This is a genomic window from Catellatospora paridis (assembly GCF_009720365.1).
In the GTDB taxonomy this organism is placed as follows: domain Bacteria; phylum Actinomycetota; class Actinomycetes; order Mycobacteriales; family Micromonosporaceae; genus Catellatospora; species Catellatospora paridis.
Window position 1 is genome coordinate 209,286 of sequence record NZ_ML769320.1, and the last position, 25,261, is coordinate 234,546.

At 71.7% G+C, this 25,261-nt stretch carries 15 protein-coding genes and 1 pseudogene; 4 read left to right on the forward strand and 12 right to left on the reverse strand.

Features of this window, described 5'->3' with window-relative positions; translation table 11 throughout:
• Positions 1-56: 56 nt before the first annotated feature.
• The 5 genes from F9C41_RS23480 to F9C41_RS23500 form a co-directional block, all read right to left on the reverse strand.
• Positions 57-2,831 (reverse strand): glycoside hydrolase family 9 protein, encoded by a 2,775-nt coding sequence (locus F9C41_RS23480; protein WP_230689927.1) that lies wholly within the window; start codon positions 2,829-2,831, stop codon positions 57-59.
• Between the two features lie 384 nt (positions 2,832-3,215).
• Positions 3,216-4,262, reverse strand: a complete 1,047-nt coding sequence (locus F9C41_RS23485) for a LacI family DNA-binding transcriptional regulator (RefSeq protein WP_155388978.1) — start codon at positions 4,260-4,262, stop codon at positions 3,216-3,218.
• Positions 4,263-4,486: 224 nt separating this feature from the next.
• Positions 4,487-7,312 (reverse strand): glycoside hydrolase family 3 protein, encoded by a 2,826-nt coding sequence (locus tag F9C41_RS23490; protein WP_155388979.1) that lies wholly within the window; start codon positions 7,310-7,312, stop codon positions 4,487-4,489.
• A 297-nt stretch (positions 7,313-7,609) separates the two neighbouring features.
• Positions 7,610-8,629, reverse strand: a complete 1,020-nt coding sequence (locus F9C41_RS23495) for a sulfotransferase family protein (RefSeq protein ID WP_155388980.1) — start codon at positions 8,627-8,629, stop codon at positions 7,610-7,612.
• Between the two features lie 104 nt (positions 8,630-8,733).
• Complete coding sequence (locus F9C41_RS23500) at positions 8,734-9,945, reverse strand: ROK family transcriptional regulator (RefSeq protein ID WP_155388981.1); 1,212 nt, start codon at positions 9,943-9,945, stop codon at positions 8,734-8,736.
• Positions 9,946-10,186: 241 nt separating this feature from the next.
• Here F9C41_RS23500 and F9C41_RS23505 point away from each other — a divergent pair, with 241 nt between their 5' ends.
• The 3 genes from F9C41_RS23505 (at position 10,187) to F9C41_RS23515 (ending at position 13,944) form a co-directional block, all read left to right on the forward strand.
• Positions 10,187-11,857, forward strand: coding sequence for an extracellular solute-binding protein (locus F9C41_RS23505; protein ID WP_155388982.1), 1,671 nt, complete (start codon positions 10,187-10,189; stop codon positions 11,855-11,857).
• 85 nt (positions 11,858-11,942) lie between these two features.
• Complete coding sequence (locus F9C41_RS23510; protein ID WP_155389040.1) at positions 11,943-12,956, forward strand: ABC transporter permease; 1,014 nt, start codon at positions 11,943-11,945, stop codon at positions 12,954-12,956.
• 55 nt (positions 12,957-13,011) lie between these two features.
• A complete protein-coding gene (locus tag F9C41_RS23515; RefSeq protein ID WP_155388983.1) occupies positions 13,012-13,944 on the forward strand; it encodes a carbohydrate ABC transporter permease in 933 nt (310 codons plus the stop codon).
• 93 nt (positions 13,945-14,037) lie between these two features.
• Here the strand turns inward: F9C41_RS23515 and F9C41_RS23520 are convergent, their stop codons facing one another.
• The 3 genes from F9C41_RS23520 to F9C41_RS23530 all read right to left on the reverse strand — a co-directional run bounded on the left by F9C41_RS23520 (position 14,038) and on the right by F9C41_RS23530 (position 18,834).
• Positions 14,038-14,799: an alpha/beta fold hydrolase gene (locus F9C41_RS23520; RefSeq protein WP_155388984.1), complete on the reverse strand. Its 762-nt coding sequence runs from the start codon at positions 14,797-14,799 to the stop codon at positions 14,038-14,040.
• Between the two features lie 277 nt (positions 14,800-15,076).
• The gene (gene xylB, locus F9C41_RS23525; protein ID WP_155388985.1) at positions 15,077-16,468 is read right to left on the reverse strand and encodes a xylulokinase; all 1,392 of its coding nucleotides are present in this window, start codon (positions 16,466-16,468) and stop codon (positions 15,077-15,079) included.
• A 5-nt stretch (positions 16,469-16,473) separates the two neighbouring features.
• The gene (locus F9C41_RS23530) at positions 16,474-18,834 is read right to left on the reverse strand and encodes a TIM-barrel domain-containing protein (protein WP_155388986.1); all 2,361 of its coding nucleotides are present in this window, start codon (positions 18,832-18,834) and stop codon (positions 16,474-16,476) included.
• A 112-nt stretch (positions 18,835-18,946) separates the two neighbouring features.
• On the opposite strand from F9C41_RS23530, the gene F9C41_RS23535 reads away from it, so the two are divergent.
• Entirely contained in the window at positions 18,947-20,926 is a 1,980-nt protein-coding gene (locus F9C41_RS23535) for a beta-galactosidase (protein WP_230689930.1), read from the forward strand.
• Positions 20,927-21,014: 88 nt separating this feature from the next.
• On the opposite strand, the gene F9C41_RS23540 is transcribed toward F9C41_RS23535, so the two are convergent.
• The 4 genes and pseudogenes from F9C41_RS23540 to hisN form a co-directional block, all read right to left on the reverse strand.
• Positions 21,015-21,521, reverse strand: coding sequence for a hypothetical protein (locus F9C41_RS23540; RefSeq protein ID WP_155388987.1), 507 nt, complete (start codon positions 21,519-21,521; stop codon positions 21,015-21,017).
• Positions 21,522-21,586: 65 nt separating this feature from the next.
• Complete coding sequence (locus F9C41_RS23545; protein ID WP_230689931.1) at positions 21,587-22,996, reverse strand: DUF1254 domain-containing protein; 1,410 nt, start codon at positions 22,994-22,996, stop codon at positions 21,587-21,589.
• 447 nt (positions 22,997-23,443) lie between these two features.
• Positions 23,444-24,274 (reverse strand): annotated as a pseudogene (locus F9C41_RS23550) (hypothetical protein); the annotation flags it as partial.
• 105 nt (positions 24,275-24,379) lie between these two features.
• Positions 24,380-25,183 carry a histidinol-phosphatase gene (hisN, locus tag F9C41_RS23555; protein ID WP_155388988.1) on the reverse strand — a complete coding sequence of 268 codons (804 nt, stop codon included), beginning with the start codon at positions 25,181-25,183 and terminating at the stop codon, positions 24,380-24,382.
• Between the last annotated feature and the right edge of the window lie 78 nt (positions 25,184-25,261).

The window sequence follows — 25,261 nt, forward strand, 5'->3', positions numbered from 1 at the left end:
GGGGTGGTGGGCCCTACCCCCCCCGGGGGTGGTGTGCCAACCCCGCCCTCCTATTCTCAGCTGACAGTGCAGGTGGAGCCGTTGAGTTTGAACGCGGGCGGTTCGGGGTTGCTGGTGGTCCAGACGCCGTTGTAGCCGATCTGGGTGGAGGCGTTCGGGGCCAGGTTGGCGTTCCAGGACAGGTTGGTCGCGGTGACGTTGAGGCCGCTCTGCGACCAGGTCGCGCTGTGGCCGCTGCCGACCGCCTGCCCGGTGGCCGGGAAGGTGTAGGTCAGTGTCCAGCCGTTAATCGCCGTGGTGCCGGTGTTCTTGATATTGATCTTGGCGGTGAAGCCTCCGGGCCATTGGCTTTCGATCACGTACGCCACGTCGCAGCTCGCGCCGCCGCCCGTGCCCGAGGTGGTGAACGTGACGGGTGAGGATGCGGTCGAGGTGTTGCCCGCGCCGTCGACGGCGACGACGTAGTAGGTGTAGGAGGTCGACGCGGTCAGGCCGGTGAGGGCGAAGGAGTTCGTGGTCGGTGACCCGGCCAGCACGTCGGTCGTGCCCGCCTCGCGGTAGACGCGGTAGCCCGCGAGGCCGCTGCCGCCGGTGTCGGTGGAGGCGGTCCAGCTCAGCGTCGCGCCGGTCTGCGTGATCGACGAGGCCGTCGGGGTGCCCGGCTGCGTCGGCGCGGTGGTGTCGTTCGGCGGCGCGGTGGTGCTGAAGGTGACCGGCGCCGAGGCGGTCGAGGTGTTGCCCGCGCCGTCGACGGCGACGATGTAATAGGTGTAGGAGGTCGACGCGGTCAGGCCGGTGAGGGCGAAGGAGTTCGTGGTCGGTGAGCCGACGAGCACGTCGGTCGTGCCCGCCTCGCGGTAGACGCGGTAACCCGCGAGGCCGCTGCCGCCGGTGTCGGTCGACGCGGTCCAGCTCAGCGTCGCCGAGGTGGACGTGATCGAGGACGCGGCGGGGGTGCCGGGCATGCTCGGCGCGGTGGTGTCCGGGGTGCCGCCGCCGGGCGGGTCGCCCCATACCTTGGTGGTCCCGTCGTACAGCGTGATCTTGCTGTTGCGGGCCATGGTGGCCTGGTAGGACCAGTCGTTGGAGACGTCCCAGGTGCCCGAGCTGGTGATCCGGAACTGCACCTCGCGCCGCCAGTCGGACTGCCCGGCCGGGATGATGTTCTGCCCGGCGCAGGAGATCGTCACGTAGTACACGTTGCCGCTGTGCTGGGTCGGGCCGGTCGGCGGCGAGCACTGGCTGTACGCCACCGACGTGCTGATCTGGCTCGGCGTGGTCGACCCGTCGAGGGTGAAGTAGTACCGGAACGAACCGCTGCTCAGCGCCCGCGCCGGCCAGGCCGACTTGTTGTAGACCAGCGCCTTGACCTCGGTGAACGTGGTGCCGGTGGTGTTCAGCCCGGACTCGACGTACAGCTCGGCGTCGTCGGGGGTCTCCGCCGGCGGGAAGCTCGCCAGGGGTGTGCCGCCGTACTCGCTGTACATGCGGACCAGGGCCGAGGTGAAGCCGCCGTTGTAGTCGGTGGCGACCTCGTTCATCTGGTAGTTCTGCCGGTCGTCGGTGTAGGCGTCGTTGGCCGAGCCGGGCCCGCCGACCAGTGCGCCGTACAGCACGTGCCGGTTGTTGACGGGGCTGGTCAGGCTGTCGGTCCACGAGCCGTGCGCAGTGCGGTGGTGCGGGTTCTTCGGCGGGTTGGTCCCGAAGCCGTTGACGTAGCTGCGGTTGTTCGGGTTGTCGCCGAGGATGTAGTTGATCTGCCGGGCCGCGAAGTCGTGGTAGCGCGCCTTGCGGGTCGCGTCGCTGATCCAGTCCGAGTACACGAACGCGACCCAGGCGGTGTTCGCCGAGTAGCGCAGCGAGCCCCACTGCTGCAGCCAGGCCTGGCCGCCGGGGGAGTAGGTGATGCGCTGGCCGTTGACGCCGACGGTCCAGTAGTCGAGCCACCGGTTGGCGTCGTCGACGTACTGCTGCTTTCCGGTGAGCTTGGCCAGCAGCACGTACGAGCCGTAGGTCTTGTCGTCCCAGTCGTGCGTCCACTTGTAGGAGTGGGTGCTCGACTGAGGCTCGGTGCCCAGGTTGGCGTAGTAGGACTCGGCCTTGCTCAGGTAGGCCGCCTCGCCGGTGGCCCGGTGCAGCCAGATCGCGCCCCAGACCAGCTCGTCGTTGAAGCCGCTCCATGAGTTGTAGTAGCTGCTCGCGTCGGTGATGCACTCGCTGTACTTGCGGCGCACCGTGTCGGCGAAGGTGTACAGCTGGCGGGCGTGGCTGACCAGGGTGTTCGCGTACGTCGGGTCGGTGGGCCGGAAGACCATCGAGGCCGCCGCCATCGCGGCCGCCGTCTCCGCCGCCAGATCCGTGCCGCCGCAGCTCGCATCGATCTTGTACGCGGGCCGTGCCATCTTCATCACCTCGGCCGGACCCCACCACTGGTGGTCCGTGCCGCCGTTGCCGACCTGCCCGTAGAGCACGTTGGCCGACGGGTGCGCCTTGATGAAGTAGTCGTTGACGAAGCGCAGGTTGTTCAGCAGTGGCGTGAGCTGCCCGGACGCGGAGTAGGCGGACCGGTACTCGACCGCGCCCCAGGCCAGCATGGTGGCCGTGGCCGCCATCGGGAAGCCGAACTTGACGTGGTCGCCCGCGTCGAACCAGCCGCCGGTGAGGTTCACGCCGACGTCGGAGCCGTCGTTGAGGGCGGAGTTGCCGCGCCAGGAGACCCGGTTCCACGACGGCTTGGGGCCGGAGGCCTGCGCCTCGTAGAAGAACAGGGACTTCTGCAGCGCCTCGCCGTAGTTGTAGGGGCCGGCCGCCTGGGCAGAAGCGGCGGTCACACCGATGGCCAGCGTACTGAGGGTCAGCGCGCCGCAGGCTCCGGCGAACAACCGACGCCACCGGCCCGGAGGGCGGATGCCGTCACTGTGGGTAGGCACTAGGATTCTCCTGTCCGTGGAGCCGCGCGACGCGAGTCGCTGCGGTAGGGCACAGGTGGGGCGGATGTGGGCGCATCCGCCCCACCGCTATCGCAGTACGCGGTGCGGTGGGTTAGTCAGGGCTTTCCTGTACGTTTCGGTCGACATCGATGGAAGCGCTCCCACCTCTGTCAAGCTCGATTTAACCGCGCGGTTGCCGTCTTGTGAAGCCCCGATTTCGCGGAAGTCCCTGCCCGCCAACGGTCATGGCCTGACCAGGTGCGTTGTGGACGCTGCCGGACTGCGTCAGGCCGCGGCCCGCGCGGTGCTGGCGCGATGGGTGAGGATCGGCGGCAGCAGCGTGGTCGGCGGCACCGTGCGCTCGTCGAGCTTGCGCATCAGCAGCTCCACCGCCTGCCGGCCGACGTCCTCGGCCGGAATCTGCACCGAGCTCAGCGTCGGTGACGAGCGCTCCGCCAGCTCGTCCGGGCAGATCGCGACGACGGAGACGTCCTCGGGCACCCGGCGGCCCAGCGCGCGCAGCGAGCTCAGCACGTGCGCCACCGCGGCCTCGTTGTGCACCACCAGGCCGGTCAGCCCCGGATGGTGGGCCAGCAGCTGAGCCAGCGACTCCTGCACCGCCTCCGGGTGCTCCTCGAACGGCTGCGCGTACGCCGTCAGCCGCAGCCGCTTCGCGGCCTCCACGAACCCGTCCCGGGTGCGGTGCGCGAAGCCGGTGTCCCGGTCGTAGACCACGCGCGGCGCGCCGAGCAGCGCCACCTCCCGGTGCCCCAGCGCGGCCAGGTGCTCCACGCACACCGCCCCCGCGCGGTGGAAGTCCAGGTCGACGCAGGTCAGCCCGGCCGAGTCGGCGGGCAGCCCGATCAGGACGCTGGGCCGCTCCAGCAGCCGCAGCGTCGGCACCCGCGGGTCGTGCATCTCCACGTCCATCAGCACCAGGCCGTCCACCATCGCGCCCGCGGCGACCCGGCGCAGCCCGGCGGGCCCCTCGTCGGCGGTGACCAGCAGCACGTCATGGTGGTACTGCCGGGCGCTGGTCACCACCGCGGTGGCGAACTGCATCAGCACCGGCAGGTGCATGCCCTGCCGCAGTGGCAGCACCAGGGCGATCACGCTGGACCGCTTGCTGGCCAGCGAACGCGCGCCCGCGTGCGGGTGGAAGCCCAGCACGCGGATGCTGGCGTGCACCCGGGCGCTGGTCGTGGCGGAGATGGCCCGCTTGCCGCTGAGCACGTACGACACCGTGCTGGTCGACACGCCCGCGTGCCGGGCCACGTCGGCGATGGTCACCACACTGTCGCGCTGGGACGATCGCCGCGGCCGGCTCCTCATCGGCGGCACCTCCCCGCTGCTCCCGTTCACGCCCGCCCCGCTCCGCCCGCGTCGCTCGCGCCGGGAACCGACATCATGACCTGTCCGCTCATGCCTTCTCCTCGCTGCGCTCGTCGGCCGCATCACCAAGCCCGTTGATTCGCTCGCGAAGCTCGCTCATGCCTTCTCCTCGCTGCGCTCGTCGGCCGCATCACCGAGCCCGTTGATTCGCTCGCGAAGCTCGCTCATGAGAAGGCGAGTTCGCTGACGATGATGCCCGGTGCGTCGTAGACCAGGTATAGGTCGGTCCGGCCGGATGTGCTCAGCGGGCAGCTGATCATCTGGTACGCGTACCGGCCCGCACCCGCGCCGACCGCCTCGGCCAGCACCTCGCCGTCGAGCGGGTCGTCGGCCACCAGTGCCACCCGGCCCGCGCCGCCCGCGACGGCGAAGACGACCTCGTCGCAGCCGGTCAGGTCGGTCGCGCCGAACGACAGCCACGCGCCCGCGTCGGTGGCGCGCACCGCGTCGCCGCGCTCCGGGGCGGTGTCGACCAGCACCACGCCACACGCCTCGTCATGGTCGATCGCGCGCAGCAGACCGGGCAGCCGGCGGGCGCCGATGCGCTCGCCGCGTACGGTCAGCGTGGCGCAGCCGCGGATGTCGGTCGCCGAGCGGCCCACCATCACCTTGTGCCGGGCTGCCTCGACCACGGGGCGTCCCGTGGTCACGTCCCAGAAGGACAGGTCCGCGGCGGCCAGCTCGATGCTGACCACGGCCCGCTCGCCGGGGGCGAGCCGGATGCGGCGGAACCCGCGCAACCGCCGCAGCGGCTGCTTCACCCGCGAACGCTGCTGGTGCGTGTAGAGCTGGACGACCTCCTCGCCCGCCCGCTCGCCGACGTTGGTCACCTCGACGGTGACGGTGACCGTGCCGTCGGCGTCGATCGCGTCGGCGTCCAGGCCGACCGCACCGTACTCGAACTCGCCCCAGCTCAGGCCGTGCCCGAACGGGTACAGCGGGGTGCCGCGGTAGTACAGGTAGGTCGCGTCGCTGGTGATGATGTCGTAGTCGTAGAGGTCGGGCAGCTCGCAGTGGCTGCGGTACCACGTCTGCGGCAGGCGCCCGGCGGGCTCGGCGTCGCCGAACAGCACGTCGGCCAGCGCGTGGCCGAACTCCTGACCACCGTGGCTGCTCCACAGCACCGCGGGCAGGTGCACGTCGGCCCAGCTGATCGCGTACGGGTAGCTGCTGGTCAGCACGAGGGCGGTGCGCGGGTTGGCGGCGTACACCGCGCGCAGCAGCGCCTCCTGTGCGGGCGGCAGGGACAGGTTCTCCCGGTCCTCGGTCTCGCGCCCGTTGACCAGCGGGTGGTTTCCGAGCACCACGACCACGGCGTCCGCCTGCGCCGCCACGGCGGCGACCTGCTCGGCCCCGCTGTGGCGCACCTCGACCTGGAGCCGGGTGGCCTGCTCGAAGGTCGCGCCGACCGCGGCCACCCCGTCCTCGCCGACGACCAGGTAGCTGCGGCTCAGCTCGTGATGCAGCGACAGCGTCCCGTCGGCCCGCTCGACCAGCCGGAACGTCTCGTGCACGTCCCACCCGTGCGGGCCGGGCGCGTCCGCGACCAGCAGGTTGTCGCGTACGGTCAGGTGCCGCCCGTTGGCCGCCGAGCGCAGCGCCAGCACGCTGGTGCCGTGGTGCCCCGCCGGGCCGGGGTGGCTGCCCCAGTCGAACACGTCGAAGCCGTGCGGATCCGCGAACGCCCGCCGCACCTCGCCCGCGTCGGCGACCGCGAGGTAGCCGCCGCCGACCAGGCGCAGGGCGACGCGGTCCGCGCCCTCGGCGAAGGTCACCTGGTCCGCGCCGAGCCGGGCGGCCAGCCCGTCGCGCGCGGTGACCTGGTAGGGCAGCGTGCCGCTGTACCAGTCGGCCATCACCTGGTCGCCGAGCGGCCCGACCACCGCGACCCGCTGCACCTGCGCGCGGTCGAAGGGCAGCAGCCGGCACTCCTGCTTGAGCAGCACGATGCTGCGGGTCGCGGCCTCGCGGGCCAGCGCCTGGTGCACGGGGCAGTTCACGGTGTCGGGGTCGAGGCTGGTGAACGGGTTGGCCTCGGCCGGGTCGAACTCGCCCAGCCGCATCCGGACCGTCAGCACTCGGCGCACCGCGGCGTCCACATCGGCCTCGTCGATCAGTCCGCGGTCGAGGGCCTCGGTCAGCCGCCCGATGGTGACGTGCGAGTTCGCGTCGGCGTCGGTGAAGCTGTCGACCCCCGCCTTCAGCGAGGCGGCGTGGCTGGTCGCGTGGTCGGGGAAGTAGGCCTGCTGGGCGGGGTCGGCGAGGTTGCTCGGCGCGTAGGCGTCGGAGACCACCAGCACCTCGTCGCCGGTCCAGGACCGCAGGTCGTCGTTCAGGTGCGGGCTGACGTGCGCCGGACGGCCGTTGACCAGGTTGTACGACGCCATCACGGCGACCGCCGCGCCGCTCTCGATCGCCGGGCGGTACGCGGGCAGCTCGTACTCGTGCAGCACCCGGGGGCCGAGGTTGCTGGAGCTGACGCAGCGGTCGTTCTCGTTGTTGTAGCCGAGGAAGTGCTTCAGCGTCGGGGCGGTCTTCAGGTAGACGGGGTGGTCGCCGCGCAGTCCGCGCGCGTACGCCTGCCCCATCAGCCCGGTCAGCCCGGCGTCCTCGCTGTAGCCCTCCTCGTTGCGGCCCCAGCGCGGGTCGCGCAGCGGGTTGACCACCGGCGCCCACACGTTGAGCCCGGCCCCGGACGGGTCCTTGTGGTGGCTGGCCCGCACCTCGTCGCCGACCGCGGAGCCGACCCGGCGCACCAGGTCCGGATCCCAGCTCGCGCCGAGGCCGACCGCCTGCGGGAACACCGTCGCCTCGCCGAGCCAGGCGAGGCCGTGCAGCGCCTCGGTGCCGGTGCGGAACCCGCCCACCGACAGCCGGGGAACGGGCGGCTGGTGCTGGTGCAGCAGGGCGATCTTCTCGGGGAGGGTGAGCCGGCCGAGCAGGTCGGCGACGCGGTCGGGGACGGGGGAGGAGGGGTCGCGGAAGTTCATCGCCGGGTTCCTTCGTCTGGGCGGACGGTCGGAAGGTGCGTCGTGGAGTGGGCGGTGCGGCGGTGCTGGCAGTCGAAGCGCTTCGATAGTGGATCGCAAAACTTCCGGAACCTCATCCGGATTCGAAGCGCTTCGACGATCGTCTGAAAGAGACTCCGCCTGGCACGTGTTTCTGCCATATTTCGCTACGGAGTACGCCAGAGATTTACCGTGTCTGCCCGGTCGTCGTCAAGGGAGCGTTCCCACGGCTGGTCCGCCCCGGTCCATCGACGGGCGGCTCAGCAGCGCCGATGCCGGTCAGCGCGGAAGAAGTTCGCGGGGCTCGGCCGGGCGGTAGGCCAGCGTCTCGGCGGGGCGCATCCGGTCGCGCAGGCGGGTCAGCGCGCGGCGCGCCGCGACGGTGCGGCGCGGCCCGTCGACGTGGGCGTAGTGCAGGTGGTGCACCCGACCCGGCCCGCGCCACCAAGGCGAGCGCTCGTCGGCCACCGGGTAGTCCAGCTCCCGCAGCCGCCCGCCGAGCTTCGCCTCGCACAGCGTGACCTGCCAGGGCTCCAGCCGGTCCCGCCAGCTGCCGACCCGCTCGGTGGTCACCGGCTCGTGGGTGAGCCGGTGCCAGCTCTTGCGGCTGGGCACCGCGACGTCGGCCAGCCGCGCCGGTTCGGCCATCGCCGGGTCGTACTCCTCGCCCAGGAACCGGCAGATCGCCCGCAGCTCGGGCTCGGGCTCGGCGACCAGGCGCTCGTAGCGCACCTCGTGGTAGGAGTGCGCGTCCAGGACGCGCCGGGCCCACGCGGAGGAGTCCATCGCGCGCGCCCAGTCGGAGATCGCGTGGCACACGTCCTTGCCCTGCTGCCAGGGCGTCTCGCCGAGCGAGGCGACGCAGTCGCGGCCGTCCCGGACGATGTTGACGATCTGCGCGTCGGGGAACAGGCGCAGCAGCGGGCCCAGATTGTTCAGGTACGCCGGGCGCTTGTCGCCCCAGCGGGGTTTGTCGAAGCGGCGGGCGTACGCGCGGAACACGATGCCGAGCGCGGAGCCGAGCGTCGGCGGGCCGGTCACGATCTCCTCGACCACCGCGTCCGGGTCCAGGCCCAGATCGCCGAAGGCGGTCTTCCCACCGGTGATCCACTCGGCGAGGCCGCGGCGGTTGGCCGGCTCGCGCAGGTCGCCGAAGCTGGCCCGGTCGAGATACGCGCCCAGCAGGAAGCGCGTCTCCGGCGGGATCGCGATGCGGGGGTGCGCGTGCAGCATGAGCTGAAGCATCGTGGTGCCCGAGCGCGGGCAGCCCACGACGAACACCGGCCGGTCACTGCCCACGGGTGGCTCCGTCCATAAGGGTGGCTTGTCCGGAATACACCCTTATTAACGACCCGTGAACGACCCACGATGCGCACCCTCGCCCCGCCCCGCTCGGCGGGAGGTCAGAGGCGGGGGAGGCGGCCGGCGTCCACGTGGTCGAGGACGGTGGCGGCGCCGCCGGTGGCGGCGGCGCCGTGGTCGAGGATGGAGGCGACGACCTTCGCGCCGCCTTCTTCGGGGCCGATGCGGCGGGCGCGGAGTTCGGCTTCGACAGGTGGCAGCAGCCAGGGGGCGAGGGGCACGAAGTAGCCGCCGAGCACCACGACCTCGGGGTCGAGCAGGTTGGCCAGGATGGAGACGCCCTGGCCGAGCGCCCGGCCGACGTCCTCCAGCGCCCGCAGCGCCGCGGGGTCGTTGCCTCGCGCTCGGCGTACCACCTCGTCGACCTCGGGTTGCAGGTCGGTGATGTCGCCGTCGCCGGCCACCTCGGGCAGCACCCGCGCGATGATCGCGGTGATGCCCGCGATCGCCTCCAGGCAGCCGCGGCGGCCGCAGGCGCACGGCGGGCCCTGCGGGTCGATGGTGATGTGCCCGATCTCGCCGGGGAAGCCGCGGTGGCCGCGCAGTGGCTGGCCGTCGCTGATGATGCCCGCGCCGATGCCGACCTCGCCGGTCAGGTAGATCAGGTTCTGCGACCCGGCGAACGCCCCGTAGCGCGACTCGGCCAGCACCGCGAGGTTCGCGTCGTTGTCGACGGCGACCGGGAAGTCGGGCTCGCCGAGCGCGCGGTTGACGATGTCGCGCAGGTTGACGTCGCGCCAGCCCAGGTTGGGGGCCATGATGACGACGCCGTCGGGGGAGACCAGGCCGGGCACGCCGACGGTCAGCCCGAGCACTCGGCGGTCCTCCTTGAGCACCCGGTTCACCGCCCGGCGGCCCAGTGCCGCGATCGCCGTCGCGGCCTGCGCGGGGCTGGACGCGAGCCCGGCGAACGAGCGCCGCCAGGAGAGCACCTGCTGCCCGGCCAGGTCGATGGCGACCGCGGTGAGGTAGTCGGCGTTGACCTCGATCCCGATCGCCGCGTACGGCGAGCCGTCGAGCACGAGCATGGTCGCGGGGCGGCCGATCCGGTGCTCGGTGAGGCCGGTCTCGCGCAGCAGGCGGCGCTCGATCAGATCGGCGACGAGGCTGGACACGGTCGCCTTGTTGAGCCCGGTGGCGGCGGCGATCTCCGCGCGGGAGCATGGCGCGTGGCCGCGCACGTAGCGCAGCACGACGGCCAGGTTCGTGGCCCTGACGTCGGCGAAGTCCGCCGGTTGAGGGCCGCGCTGCATGGTGATCACCGTCTGCCCTCCGGTGTGGCTGCACTGGTCGCACCATCATGCCGTATCGAGCCGTCGGTGAGCATCGCCGTGGACCCGACATGGATCCTCGGCATGGGAACGCTCCCTTGTGGTCGCCGTGACCTTCGGCTAGTTTGTTTAGTCGGAAGACGAACTAACTGTACCGCGTAACCGTTCCACAGACACCCCTTTCCCCGATCCTGAGCTAGACAAATGACGAAGGGAGCACGCCGTGGACAACCCCCTCGCGGGCGCGGCGGCGAACCGCCGATCGTTCCTGAGCCTGCTCGGCCTGGGTGCGGTCGCCGTCGCAGGCAGTGGCGCACTCGCCGCCTGCGGCGAGAAGGCGGCGGACTCGGGCACGACGCAGCAGCTCGACAAACTGCAGGCGGTCCTGCCCAAGTACCAGCCGCTGGAACTGGTGCAGCCGGACATCAAGGGCCTCTCGCCGGTCGCCAACGGCTTCACGAAGTATCCGTCCTCGCTGGTCGACGCGATCACCGAGAAGCCCGGCCGGGGCAGCACCATCACCACCATGACGCCGTACTGGGGGCAGGTGCCGGCCGGTCCGGGCCAGAACGCCTACCTCGACGCGATCAACGCGGAGCTGGGCGCCGTGGTCACCCCGGGCATCCAGGACGGCAACACGTACGCGGACAAGCTGAACGCCATCCTGCCCGCCCGCGACATCCCGGACGTGCTCTGCATCCCGGGCTGGGAGATCAGCAAGATCCCCAACTTCTCGGAGGCGGCGAAGGCCCTGTTCGAGGACCTCAGCGACCACCTGGCCGGGGACAAGGTCAAGCCGTACCAGATGCTGGCCAACCTGCCGACCGTGGCCTGGGGCAACGCCGTCTGGAACGAGCGGCTGATGGCGGTGCCGTGGCCGACCGACGGCCCGTACCCGTGGGCGCTGTTCTACCGCAAGGATCTCGTCGACCCCGCCGGTGTCGCGATCCCGAAGACCGCCGACGAGCTGTACGAGTTCGGCAAGAAGATGACCAACCCCGGCAAGGGGGTGTGGGCGTTCAACGACGTCCAGGCGATGGTCGAAATGATCTTCCGGGTGCCGAACTCGAAGGACGGCTGGGGCTCCAAGAACGGCAAGGTCCTGTTCAAGTACGAGACCGACGAGTTCAAGGCTGCGCTGGAGTTCCTCGCCAAGCTGTACAAGGACGGTCTCATCCACCCGGAGGTCGTGGCCAGCAAGGGCGCCGACGCGAAGCTGCTCTTCTCCGGCGGCAAGATCGCGATGATCCAGGACGGCGTGGGCGCCTGGCTCGGCATGCAGGCCGAGCAGCAGAAGGTCACCGCCGGCTTCAACATGCAGCCGGTGCCGTTCTTCGCCGCCGACGGCGGCGCGCCGCTGGTCTGGGGCTCGGGCGACCCGGTCTTCTACACCTTCGTCAAGAAGGGCCTGGGCAAGGAGAAGACCGAGGAGATCCTGCGCATCCTCAACTTCGTCGCCTCGCCGCTGGGCACCAAGGAGTTCGAGCTCATCGAGTACGGCGTCGAGGGCAAGCACTTCACCAAGGGCGCCGACGGCTGGCCGGCCGGCACCGACCTGCAGGGCAAGGAGAAGGCGGACCAGTTCCGCTTCATCGCCGGCACCGCTCCCACGATCAAGTACGACGCGCGGGTTCCCAACTACGTGAACGATCTGATCAACTGGGAGAACGCCGCGGTCAAGCACCTCGAAGTCGACCCGTGGCTGGGGATGAAGCTCGAGATGCCGGCGGAGTACGTGAAGGTCAAGCAGCCCACCGAGGACAAGGTCAAGGACATCGCCCGCGGGCGCCGTCCGCTGTCCGACCTGGACACGGTGCTCAAGGAGTGGCGTGACGGGGGCGGCGAGGCCGGCCGCGCGCACATGGCGAAGGCGCTGAGCGACGCCGGCCGATGAACAGGGAGTTGCTGTGAAAGGCACCACCGACGCTGGTGGGGAGTCGTCGGCGGTCCGTCTCCAGGACGGGCCGCCGGGGCAGCCCATGAGCGCAGTGGCCGGGTCTTCGGCGGCCCGGCCACTGCCTGCGCCCGCGATCGGCGGGTCCGGCGCGCCGCATTCCCGGCGGCGCGCCTCGTTCGCCGCGCGCTGGCGGCGGGACTGGCCGCTGCTGCTGATGGCCCTGCCCGCCGCGCTGCTGCTGCTGGTCTTCCACTACGTGCCGACACTGGGCAACGTGGTGGCGTTCAAGGACTACGACCAGTGGTCCGGCGACACCGCCGTCGAGGCGATCATCAACAGCCGCTGGATCGGCTTCACGAACTTCGCGGAGCTGTTCGCGGACTCCCAGTTCTGGGACGCGCTGCGCAACACCCTGCTCATCACCGCGTTCCAGCTGGTCTTCTTCTTCCCACTGCCGATCGCGCTGGCGATCCTGCTCAACAGCGTGGTCTCGACCCGGCTGCGCGGCTTCATCCAGACCGTGGTCTACCTGCCCCACTTCTTCAGCTGGGTGCTGGTCGTCACGTTCTTCCTGCAGATGCTCGGCGGCTCCGGCCTGCTGGCCCAGGTGCTTCGGGACAACGGGCTCGAACCGTGGAACATCATGACCAATCCGGACACGTTCATCCTGCTGGTGAGCTCGGAGTCGCTGTGGAAGGACGTCGGCTGGGGCACGATCATCTTCCTGGCCGCGCTGACCGCGATCGACCAGAGCCTGTACGAGGCGGCGGCCTCCGACGGCGCGAACCGGTGGCGGCGGCTGTGGCACGTCACCCTGCCCGGCCTGCGCCCGGTCGTGGTGCTGCTGCTCATCCTGCAACTGGGCAACGCGCTGTCCGTCGGCTTCGAACAGTTCATCCTGCAGCGTGACGCGGTCGGTCGGCAGGCCGCCGAGGTGCTCGACACCTACGTCTACTACCTCGGTCTGCTCACCCAGGACTACGGGGTCGGCGCGGCGGCCGGGCTGTTCAAGGCCGTGATCGGCCTGGTCCTGATCCTGGTCGCGAACCGGGTGGCCCGCCGGTTCGGCGAGGAGGGGGTGTTCGTCCGCACATGAGCGAGCTAATCAGGGGGCTCGGACCTGCCGCCGACGAGCGCAGCGAGGAGAAGGCATGACCACCGTGACCCCTGCCATGAGGGCCCGCCGTCGGCGCGCCCAGCGGCCGGCGTGGGAGGAGCCGCCCACGGTCCCCGGGCGGTTCGCCAAGGGCGTGCTGCTCACCGCCGTGGTGCTGGCCGTGCTGATACCCATGTGGTCGGTGCTCGTGACCAGCTTCTCGTCGCAGAAGGCGATCGCCGACGCCGGCGGCATGGTGTTCCTGCCGCGTGACTTCGACATCTCGGCGTACGTGCTGATCTTCACCCGGGGCGAGGTGTCGCAGGCGGTGTGGAACAGCATGTTCGTCACCGTCGTCGGCACCGCGCTGAGCCTGGTCTGCACCGTGCTCGCCGCATACGGGCTGTCGCGCCCGGGCAGCCTGTGGCACCGCCCGCTGCTGATGTTCTTCCTGATCACGTTCCTGGTCGGGCCCGGCCTGGTGCCCACCTACGTGGTGGTGACGAGCCTCGGGCTCAAGAACTCGCACTGGGCGCTGATCCTGCCCACGGCGGTCAACGCGTTCAACCTGATAGTGGTGCGCCAGTTCTTCATGGGCATCCCGGCGGAGCTGGTCGACAGCGCCCGGATCGACGGCGCGGGCGAGTGGACCATTCTGACCCGGATCGTGCTGCCGCTGTCCAAGGCCGTGGTGGCCGTGGTGGGCCTGTTCTACGCGGTCGGCTACTGGAACATCTACTTCAACGCCGTCCTCTACCTCAACAACGCCGAGGACCGGGTGGTGCAGCAGGTGCTGCAGGCGTACATCATCGCCGGGCAGAGCCCCGCGGGCATCGGCTCCCCGCCCGCGCTCGGCTTCAACGCCCCGCCCAGCCTGGCCGTCAAGATGGCCGTGGTCGTGGTGGTCCTCATCCCCGTCGTGGCCGTGTACCCCTTCATCCAGCGCCACTTCACCAAGGGCGTCATCTCCGGCGCCCTCAAGGGCTGACCCGTCGCGGCGGCCCACCGGCGGCCGCCGCGCTCCCAAGACTGATCGCCGCGGCCCTCCCTTCGCCGCGGCGATCTCCACCCGTTCCGCTGCTCAGGCGAGGAAGCTGACGATGGCGGCGGCGAACTCGGGGTTGCGGACCACGGTGAGGTGGTCGCCGGCCAGGACCTTCCAGCGGGCGTCGGGCAGGGCCGCGGCCAGCACCTCCGGGCGGGTGGCCAGCCAGTCGTCCGTGCCCGCGAGGACCAGGGCGGGGATCGTGATCCGGTCCAGCGCGATCGGGGTGCGGTGGCTCGCCCGGGCCTGGGCCGCGAGTGCCTGGCGGTCCGCGCCGGACGCGTCGGCGAACAGCCGGAAGCCCATGACCCGCTCGTCGGTGATGGTGGCCGGGTCGTCCGCGAGCAGCCCGTCGACCAGCGCCCGGCCCGGCAGCGCCGCCCGGTCCACGCCGCCCTGTTCCGCCGCGCCCGCGCCGATGCCACCGGTGACCAGCCGCCGGACGCGCGGGTCGGCGGCGGCCGCGAGCAGGGCGACGACGCCGCCCATCGAGTAGCCGACCAGGTCCACCCGGTCCAGCTCCAGCACGTCGAAGAGAGCGGCGAGGTCGCGGGCCATCTTGTCCTCGCCGTACCGCGCGGGGTCGTGGGGCTTCTCGGACGCGCCGTGGCCGCGGGCGTCGATCGCGACCACCCGGCGGCCCGCGGCGACCAGTGCGTCGACGATGCCGGGAGCCTGCCAGTTGGCCGCCGCGTAGGTGCTGAACCCGTGGTGCAGCGCCACGGGCGGCAGCTCGCCGGCGTCGCCCCAGGTGTAGTACGCGAGTGTGGTGCCGTCGAACGACGTGAAGGTCTGCATGCGGCTCTCCGATCAGGTCAGGGCAGTGAGCCGCCGCACCCGGCCGTTATGCCGCTGGGCACGCGATGCCAGGGCGCACGTGCCGCCGGCGCTCCTTGATCAGTCTGCGCATCGGCCCGCCACACCGGCATCGGCGATTTCACCGGTCCGCCTGTCCCCTGCCGCCCCGCCCACTGCCCCGAAGCGACCGACCCTCACCCAACCTGCGCAGACGCAGTCGAGCGTGAAGAAGGGCACCTTCTACAACGCATAGCGATAAGAAGGTGCCCTTCCTTGCTCACAGGCGGGGGAGGGTGAGGTCGCGGGCTTCGGTGTAGCGGGCGCGGATGGCGGGGGCGGGTGCGGCTTCGAAGGTTTCGAGACCGTCGAGGGTCCAGTCGGGGGCGGCGCCGGTGGCGATCCAGGCGGCCTGGCGGGCGGCGCCGTCGGCGACGTACTCGCCGGGCGGGGGGACGACGACGGGGCAGCCGAAGACCGAGGGGGCGATGCGGCGGACCGCCTCGGCGCGGGCGCCGCCGCCGACCAGGACGACCCGGTTGACGGTCGCGCCCTGGGCGCGCAGCGCGTCGAGGCCGTCGGCGAGGGCGCAGAGCATGCCTTCGACGGCGGCGCGGGCCAGGTGGGCCGCGGTGGAGGTCCCCAGGGTCAGGCCGTGCAGGGAGCCGGTGGCGTCGGGCTTGTTGGGCGTGCGCTCGCCCTCCAGGTAGGGGACCAGCACCAGGCCGTCGCTGCCCGCCGGGGCAGACAGGGCCAGGCGGGACAGTTCGGCGTGGTCGACGCCCAGCATGGTCGCGGCGGCGTCGAGGACGCGGGCGGCGTTGAGGGTGCAGACCAGGGGCAGGTAGTGGCCGGTGGCGTCGGCGAAGCCGGCGACGGTGCCGGTGTCGTCGGCGGCGGGGGTGGTGGCGACGCTGAAGACGGTGCCCGAGGTGCCGATGGAGACGATCACGTCACCGGGTCGTGCGCCGACGCCCAGGGCGGCGGCGGCGTTGTCGCCCGCACCAGGCCCGAGCAGCGCATCGCCGGGGGTGCGGCCGGGGGAGCCGTCGGGGCCGAGCACGGTGGGCAGCAGCAGGTCGCGGCCGAAGGCCAGCTTGAGCAGGTCGCGGCGGTATTCGCCGGTGCTGGGGGACCAGTAGCCGGTGCCGGAGGCGTCACTGCGGTCGGTGGCCAGCGCGGCGAGGTCGCCGGTGCCGCCCAGGCGCCAGGTGAGCCAGTCGTGCGGCAGGCAGACCGCTTCGGTGCGGGCCGCGTTGTCCGGCTCGTGCCGGGCGAGCCAGCGCAGCTTGGTGACGGTGAACGAGGCGACCGGCACGCTGCCGACCGCGTCGGCCCAGGCGCGCGGACCGCCGAGTTCGCCGACCAGGTCGGTGGCGGCCTGCGCGGAGCGGGTGTCGTTCCAGAGCAGGGCGTCGCGGACGACCTGGCCGTCGCCGTCGAGGCAGACCATGCCGTGCTGCTGGCCGCCGACCGAGATCGCGGCGACGTCGTCCAGCCCGCCCGCCGCGGCAATCGCCGTCTGGAGGGCCTGCCACCAGGCCTCGGGCGGGCAGGACGTGCCGTCGGGGTGGCTCGCCCGACCCTGGCGGACCAGCGCACCGGTGTCGGCGTCGCGGACCACCACCTTGCACGATTGGGTGGAGGAGTCGATGCCGGCGACGAGTGTCATGAGGTTCAGTCTCCTGGTGCCTGCCAGGTCGCCGTGAGCAGGCCGTCCACCGGGCCCAGCGTGGCCCGCACGCCGTTGATCAGCACGGTGGCCGGAGGGGTGCCGCCGGCGACGGTGGGGAACGCGATCGCCGTGACCCGGGCCGGCCCGGCGATGGTCACCGAGAGCGTATCCCCGTCCCGCCGCGCTGCGACAGTGCTTGCGTGACCGTCGTCACGGATCACGCACGAGCCGTCGCCGCCCCCGAAGCTCAGCAGCGTGAGCTGCGCCCACGGCCCGTCGGCCAGGTGCTCGGCGGGCGCGGTCACCGGCAGCAGGGCGTCGCGGCGCACCCACAGCGGCAGCTGCGTCAGCGGGGGCGCGACCCGCAGCGTGACGCCGCCGCCGACCACGTCGCCGCTCCACCAGTCGACCCACTCGCCCGGCGGCAGGTAGACGTCCCGCTGCTGGCTCGCGCTGATCATCGGTGCGACGAGCAGATCCTGCCCGAGCCGGTAGACGTGCTCGGCCCGCCACGAGGCCGCGTCGGCCGGCGAGTCCACGGCCAGCGCGCGCATCATCGGCTCGCCGGTCTCCGCCGAGCGCAGCGCGGCCGAGTAGAGGTACGGCAGCAGCCGGTAGCGCAGCCGCAGCGCCTCGATCACATCCGCTTCGACCGCCGGGAAGCGCCACGGTTCGCGGGTGGTGGTGCCGTGGAAACGCACCAGCGGCGACAGCGCCCCGAACTGGGCCCAGCGCAGGTAGAGGTCGTCGCTGGGCACGCCGCAGAAGCCGCCACTGTCGTGCGACCAGTACGGCACGCCGGACAGCCCGTGCGCGAGACCGCCGTTCATGGACGACGCCAGCGCCTCGTATGAGCACATGGTGTCGCCGCCCCACTGCGCGGCGTGACGCTGCCCGCCCAGGTAGGAGGAACGTGCCCAGACCATGGAGTGCCCGTGCACCTCGCGGGTGACCTCGGCGACCGCGTCGTTGAACAGCAGGGCGTACACGTTGTGCAGCTCGGTGCCGGTCATGCCGTTGAAGGCGACCGCGTCGGCGGGCACGCCCTCGGCGAAGTCTGTCTTGAACACGTCCACGCCCTGCCGGGCCAGCGGCCGCAGCAGGTCCTGGAACCAGGCGGTCGCCTCGGGGTTGGTGAAGTCGACGATGCCGCCCGCCGGGAACGAGCCGTGCCAGGAGTCGGCGACGTACACCGCGCCGTCGGCTCGGCGCAGCAGGAAGCCCCGCTCGGCGGCGTCGGCGAAGCGGTCGGTGCGGTGCGACAGGTAGGAGTTCATCCACACGCACACCCGGAAGCCCTGCTCGTGCAGGGTGGCCAGCATGGCGTCCGGGTCGGGGAACGCCACCGGGTCCCACAGCAGGTGCGACCAGGTGCCCTCGGCCTGCCAGTAGGTGTCCAGGTGCAGCACGTCGCAGGGGATGCCGTGCGCGCGGATGGTGGCCGCGCGGGCCAGCACCTGCTCCTGCGTGTCGCGGCAGAAGCCCGACGAGATCCAGGAGCCGAACGCCCACTTCGGCGGGCAGGTGGGGCGGCCGGTGAGCGCGTTGTAGCGGGCCAGCACGTCGGCCGGGGCAGGCCCGGCGAGCACGTAGTAGTCGATCAGGTCGTCGGGCACGATCACCTGGGTGACGCTGCCGGTGGACGCGCCGAAGTCGAACTCGACCGGCAGGCCGGAGTCGACCACGATGCCGTAGCCCATGCTGGACTGGTAGAACGGCACGTTCTTGTACGCCCGGTCGGACTCGCTGCCGAAGGCGTCGAAGTTCCACATCACCGGCCGCTGGCCGCGCAGGTTCAGGGCGGTGAAGCGCTCGCCGGTGCCGGACAGCACCTCGTCGGCGGGCATGGTGAAGCTCTCGTGGTACGCCACGATCTGCCCGTCCACCCGGGAGCAGCCCAGGGGCAGGGTGCGCATGCGGCCGGAGATGTCGGTGAGCCCGGGGTCCGCGCCCAGCAGGCGGCGGCCGTCGGCGTCGTGGAAGGACAGCCGCCACGGGCTCAGCGTGACCTCGGCGGTCAGCGGGCCGGCCGTGACAGAGACGGTGTTCTCGCCGGTCACCACGGTGGCCACGGCGCCCGGGTCGGGCTGGGTGAGCGGGAGCAGCCGGGCGCTGCGGCTGCGCGCGCCGGCCTCCTCGGACAGGCGCACCCGCAGCATGCCGTCACCGGCCGCGCCGATGTGCAGCTGCAGCGTGGTGCCGGCGTCGGTGTGCGCGTCGAAGGTCGCGCCGACGGAGTCCTTGCCGGTCAGCTCGGCCCACACGACGGTCTCCGGGCCGGGCTCGCCGTAGGCGCGGCGGGGCAGTTCCGGCGGGTCGGCGGAGAAGTACTCGTGGGCCACCAGTGGCGGACGGAACGGCATGATCGGCTCCCAGTGCGGCGTCTACTGCAGGTACAACACCTTTTAGTTTTCCGTGTAGCCAAACAAACGTCAACGGTTGACGGCCCGTCCGCCTCCCTCTAATTTGGCCGAGGTGCCAACAAAGTCGTTCTTCCACGGTGCGGACTGGAACCCGGAGCAGTGGCCCGAGCCGGTCTGGGCGCAGGACCTCGCCCTCATGCGCGAGGCCCGCGTCACTGCGGCCACCGTCGGCGTGTTCAGCTGGTCACGCCTGGAGCCGAGCCCGGGGGTGTACGACTTCGGCTGGCTCGACCGCGTCCTCGACGGCCTGCACGCGCACGGGATCGACGCGGTGCTCGCCACCCCGACCGCCTCCCCGCCGCCCTGGTTCACCCAGGCCCACCCCGACGCGCTGGCGCTGCGCCGTGACGGCGTCCGCCTGGTCCACGGCTCCCGTGACACCTACTGCGTCAACGCCCCCGCCTACCGTGCCGCGAGCCTGGGCATCGCGTCCGCGCTGGCGGAGCGCTACGCCCGGCACCCGGCCGTGCGGCTGTGGCACGTGCACAACGAGTACGGCACCTGGTGCTTCTGCGACCACTGCGCCCGCGCCTTCCGGGGCTGGCTGCGCGAGCGCCACGGCACCCTCGACGCGCTCAACGACGCCTGGACCACGGACTTCTGGAGCCAGCGGTACGCCGACTGGGCGCAGGTGCTCCCGCCACGCGCCACGCAGTATCTCGGCAACCCCGCACAGGAGCTGGACTACCGGCGCTTCCTGTCCGACCGCATGCTCGCCGCGTACACCGCGCAGCGCGACGCGATCAAGCAGGTCGCGCCGCAGGCGCAGGTCACCACGAACTTCGTGCTCGGCGGCTGGGTGCCGGTCGACCACGCCCGCTGGTCGACCGAGGTCGACCTGGTCGCCATCGACCACTACCCGTCCTCGCTCGACGGAGCGCCCGCGCAGAGCGCGTTCGCGGCCGACGCCGCGCGGGGCTGGTCGGCCGCGGCCGGTCGCGGCGGCCGCTGGCTGCTGATGGAGCACGCCCCCGCGCACGTCACCGAAGACGGCGTACAGCGCCGCAAACCTCCCGGCATGCTCGCCCGCATCGCCCTCGCCCACATCGCCCGCGGCTCGGCGGGCGCCATGTACTTCCAGTGGCGTGCCAGCGCCGGCGGCGCAGAGCAGTGGCACAGCGCGCTCGTCGGCCACGCCGGCCCCGACACCCGCACCTACCGCGAATTCCGCGCCCTCGGCGAAAACCTGGCAACCGAAGGCAGGGCACCTTCTTATCGCTCCGCGTATAGGAAGGTGCCCTTCCCAACCGACGATGCTTGCGCGGCGGGAGATGCGGAGGTGCACGAGGCCGGGTGCGGTGACGTGGCGGTGTGGTTCGACGAGGTGTGCGGGTGGGGGGTCGGTGCGTCGCACCTGCCCGCACCCGTTGACTACCAGGGCATCGTCGAGGATTGGCACCGGGCGCTGTGGCTGCGTGGTCACCACGTGGACGTGGTGCCGCCCGCGGCGACGCTCGCCGGGTACCGCGTGCTGGTCGTGCCCGCGGCGTACCTGCTCTCCGACGAGTCGGCGCGCAGCCTGGACGAGTACGTGCACGAGGGCGGGCACCTGGTGGTGACCTACCTGTCCGGGATCGTGGACGAGCACCTGCGGGTGCGCGGCGGCGGTTATCCGGGCGCGCTGCGCGACCTGCTCGGGATCCGGGTCGAGGAGTTCGATCCGCTGCCGCCCGGCGCGGTGGTCACCCTCGACACCGGCGACGTCGCCACGGGCTGGACGGAGCACCTGACCGCGCCGAGGGCGGCGGTGCTCGCCCGCTACCCGGACGGCCGCCCGGCCGTGACCCGGCGCGAGTACGGTGCGGGCGTCGCGTACTACGTGTCATGCGCCCTGGACGAAGCTTCGACCGCCCGCCTGCTCGAAGGGATCTGTGCCGCCGCAGGGGCTTCGCCGATCGTGCCCGGCCTGCCCGACGGCGTGGAAGCGGTGCACACGCCGGACGGCGTCTGGCTCTTCAACCACACCGACGAACCGCACGAGGTCGCAGGCCGTCAACTCCCCCCGGGCGCTGTCGCCAGGCTCGCTGACTGATGACAGCCATCTCCTGAAGAATCGCTGCTGTCAGGTCGGCGACGTCAGATCCTGCGCGGCGGTGTCCTCGGGCGATACGGACCGGGGACTACGCAGTGCGGTGGTCGAGGAAACGATCGCCGCCGAACGTGGCGAGCATCGCGGCGATCTGGTCCGGTGTGTCCTTCACCTGGGCCAGATCGAGCAGCACCCGGCAGGGGCGGCCGTCGACCGGGTTGGGTGCGTGCACCAGCGCCCGGTCGAGCATGGCGCCAGCGACCGGCACGAGCAGGAGCCGGCAGACGATGCGGCGGCGGTCGCCGACGGCAGCCGGTCCCCGGTACAGGATCACGGATGCCACCTGTGACCAGAGCACCTCCGTCGCCCAGTCACCCCGGGTCAGCGACAGACCGTGCGCATCGACCCGGAAGCCGTGCGGCCGGCTCCGGCGCAGGGGACCGATTGCCAGATGCAGGAGTCCGGCGGCGAGGACCAGCCGGACGATGCGTCCCCACCAGGGATGATCGCCGAGTACGGACTCGCCGAGTTGCCAGGCGGCGAGCAGGGCCCAGACGGGGGAGATGCCCCAGCGCCAGTACTTCCTGAGCCGCCTCATGAATGCTCCGGTTCCCCCCGCCCCGCCGTCCGTCGGGCACATGTTAGGGGACGGAGCCGACGGAGTCAGCCGGTGCGCTCGATCTCGCCGGGGCGCCAGGTCTGGTCGTACCAGGGCTGGAGCGGGCCGTACAGGCGCAGCATGGCGAACCAGTGCTTGCCGGGCACGGTCTGGATCCAGTTCGACTCCCGGCCGGGCGGCGGCGTCGGGCCGAAGTACACGTCGGTGGTGCCGTCGGCGTTGGCCTCGACCGTGCCGGACAGGCTGGTCACGCTCGGGTACGGGGTGTCGGTGACGAGCAGCGAGCGGGTCTGGCAGTCGTACCCGCACACCGACCAGAACGTCTTCGCCGGGATGTGCCGCGGCAGGTGCAGCCGGTACGAGCGCCCGCCGTCGAGCCACCGTCCGTCGGCGTCCTCGGCGGTGTAGGCGTAGGCGGAGCCGGTGCCCACGGGTGACGCCGCCATCGCGGGCGTGACCACCGTGGCGAGGTAGTGGAACATCGCGCGGGCGTCGAGCAGCCGGGCGCCTTCGCGCAGGAACTCGTGGCTGTCGCCGACGAAGGCACGCTTCCACGAGGAGTCGGGGTAGTAGTAGGCCTCGGGATCGCGCGGGCGGAACGCCAGCGCCCGCGCGATGCCCGCACCGAGCGGGGCGGCCTTGGCGAGGATGGCGCGCAGGCGCTGGTCGGGGGCGAACAGGTCGCCCTTGACGAGGCCGATGCTCGCCAGGATGCCGCGCCGTTCGGGGTCGAGCGACTCCAGCGGCTCCTCCTGGACCACGACGTCGACCTCGTCGTAGAAGGTGGCGTCGTTGGCGTGCACGGTGTTGTGGGGTCGGTCGGCGAGGTCGACGAACTCGTTCGGCGGCGGGTAGGCGGCCTGGGCCAACGGGTAAATCCGAACGTTCCTGACCGCGTCGACCCCGTCGAGCGCCCGGAACATCGCCCAGTTGGCGAAGGTCGGGCTGCGGAAGGTGAAGTAGCCGTCGGGCACCTCGTCCTCGTGGTCCGGGGGCAGGAACAGGTACTTGCCGCCCCTGCCCTGGTCGGGCCCGGCCAGCCCCAGGTCGGTGACGTGGCGGAACCAGAAGTCGTCGACGACGCACAGCGAGTTCGGCGGCACCTCGACCACCGTCGGCCCGTCGGTGTCCAGATCCAGGAACGTGTGGCCGTACGTGGTGTCGGTGTCGGGGGTCAGGTAGAGGCTGGCGGAGTTCGACCGCGGGTCGGTGACGCCGATCTGGCGGGCCGAGGTGACGCCCACGCTGCGCAGGCCGGTCCGCATCGCCGCGAGCGACGCGCCCGGCATGGCCACGAGGAACGCCTCGACCGCGCGGACCAGGTCGAGCGCGTCGAAGAGCCCGTCGACGCTCTCCTGCGCGGGCAGTCCGTCGTGGAAGGCGAACCGGCCGAGCGGGGTGTCCAGCGTCTCCGGCATGCCGATGGCGGCCAGGATCTCCTTCGGAATGGACATGGCGCGCACCTCTCGCGCGGCCGCGTGCCGCGCCTTACCGCACCGTACGCAGAGATGATGCGATATGTCCCGGTTATCCCGAGGTCAGTCGGCGTTGACGGGCAGCGGGCGGCGCGTCGGGCCGGGCAGCGTCATCGGCGGGTGTCCGCCGGGGTGGTGCGAGTGGCCCGGCTCGGCCTGGCCGTGGCCGTTGCCCGTCGCGTGGCCGTTGCCTGTCGCGTGGCCGTTCGCGGGCGGGTGGCCGTTGCCTGTCGCGTGGCCGTTGCCCGGGGCGGTGGTCGTCGAGAGAGGCACCATGACCGGCACATATCCGCCGGCCGCCGGCTCCGGGTCGGGGGTCCGGGCGGGCACTGGGATCGCACTGGTCCGCGATGGGCCCACGCCGGGCACCTGGAACACGCCGCGCGCGGGATGTGGTGGCAGGCCCGGCACGGAGGCGGAGCTGAACCGCACCGGCAGCGGCACCGGCTCGGCGACCAGGTCGTGCTGTGGTTCGGCATATCGGGTGAGCGCGATGACCGCGCCCAGCGTGATCACGAAGCCGAGCGCCGCGACCCACGACATGCCAGGGCGGATCTTGTCGCCCAGCAGCAGCATGCCGATCACTGCGGCGGGCACCGCGCCCGCGGCGTCCATGGCGGCGACCGCGGCGTTGGTGGAGCCGCGCTGCATGGCCAGGCCGAGCAGCAGCTGACCGGTGAGCGAGTGCGCGATCACCAGGTAGAGCAGCGGGTTCAGGCCGAACTCGACGATGGTCTGCGCCGAGGCGAGCGGCCGGGCCGCGATGGCGGCCGAGGCGAAGCAGAGCCCGGCCAGCGAGCCGAGCACCACCGAGCCGAGCACGCCCTTGACCTTGCCCGCGAACGCGCTCACCCCGGCTATCGCGACCAGCGCGAACACCAGCGAGATCACGCCCTTGGTGTCCAGCGGCTCGGCGTGGCCGGGCTCGGCCGACACGGCCAGCATGCCGATGCCCGCCATGACCCCGAGCAGCAGCAGCACCTCGGCCAGCGGCAGCTTCCACTTGAGCACCACGACCCCGGCGAACGCGGTGACGCACAGGCCCGCGGTCACCGCGGACTGCACGAGGAACAGCGGAAGGTCGCGCCGCGCGCCGAGGGCGAGGAAGAAACCGAGGATCTGGCAGCCGAGCCCGAGCAGATACGTCGAGTTGCCGAACAGGCGCAGCAGCAGGCCTGGATCAAGGGTGTCCGTCGTCGCTGTGCGTGTCGCCGCGATGGACTGCAGCAGGTTGGCGATGCCGTATGCGGCGATCATCGCCACCAGGAACCACCAGCCAGAGGACACCACCCACGCAGCTTAGACCCTTAGGGGTCGGCTGCGCCCTACCCGGCGGCGACTTCACCGAGTGAATGAGAGTGACTACAGGGCGCGAAGTCCGGCCGGGCTCAGCCGCTCCAGCACGTCGTCGTGCAGCTGCCCGTTGGTGGCCACCGCGGAGCCGCCGCCGGCACCGGTCCGGCCGGACAGGTCGGTGAAGTTGCCGCCCGCCTCGGTGACGATCGGCACCAGCGCGGCCATGTCCCAGAGCATCAACTCCGGCTCGATCATGATGTCGAGCGCGCCCTCGGCCAGCAGCATGTAGCCGTAGAAGTCGCCGTACGCCCGGCTGCGCCAGGTCTTGCGCATCAGGTCGAGCACCGAGGCCAGCCGGCCGGTCTGCTCCCAGCCGTCCAGGGACGAGTAGCAGAAGCTCGCGTCGGCCAGGCGGCGCACGCCGGAGACCCGGATCGGCTGCGCGGCGGCCTGGTGGCGGCCCGCGAACGCGCCCAGCCCGCGCGCGGCCCACCAGCGGCGGCCCAGCGCGGGCGCGGAGACCATGCCGACGACCGGCTCGTCGCCCTCCATCAGCGCGATCAGCGTGCCCCAGATCGGCACCCCGCGGATGAAGTTCTTGGTGCCGTCGATCGGGTCGATGACCCACTGCCGGTTGCCGCTGCCACCGGCGACCCCGAACTCCTCGCCCAGCACCCCGTCCCGCGACCGGGTCCGGGCCAGGGTCGAGCGCAGCGCCTTCTCCACCGCCGTGTCCGCGTCGGAGACGGGCGTCAGGTCGGGCTTGCTCTCCACGTAGAGGTCGAGCGCCTTGAACCGGGACATGGAGATGGAGTCGGCGGTGTCCGCCAGCACGTGGGCAAGCCCAAGGTCGTCCGAGTAGCGGGCCATGGCGAGAACTTATCGGATCTCCGCACCGGCGAGGTATCGGGTTGGCGGACCCGCCGTAAATGAGAACGCGTGGACCGC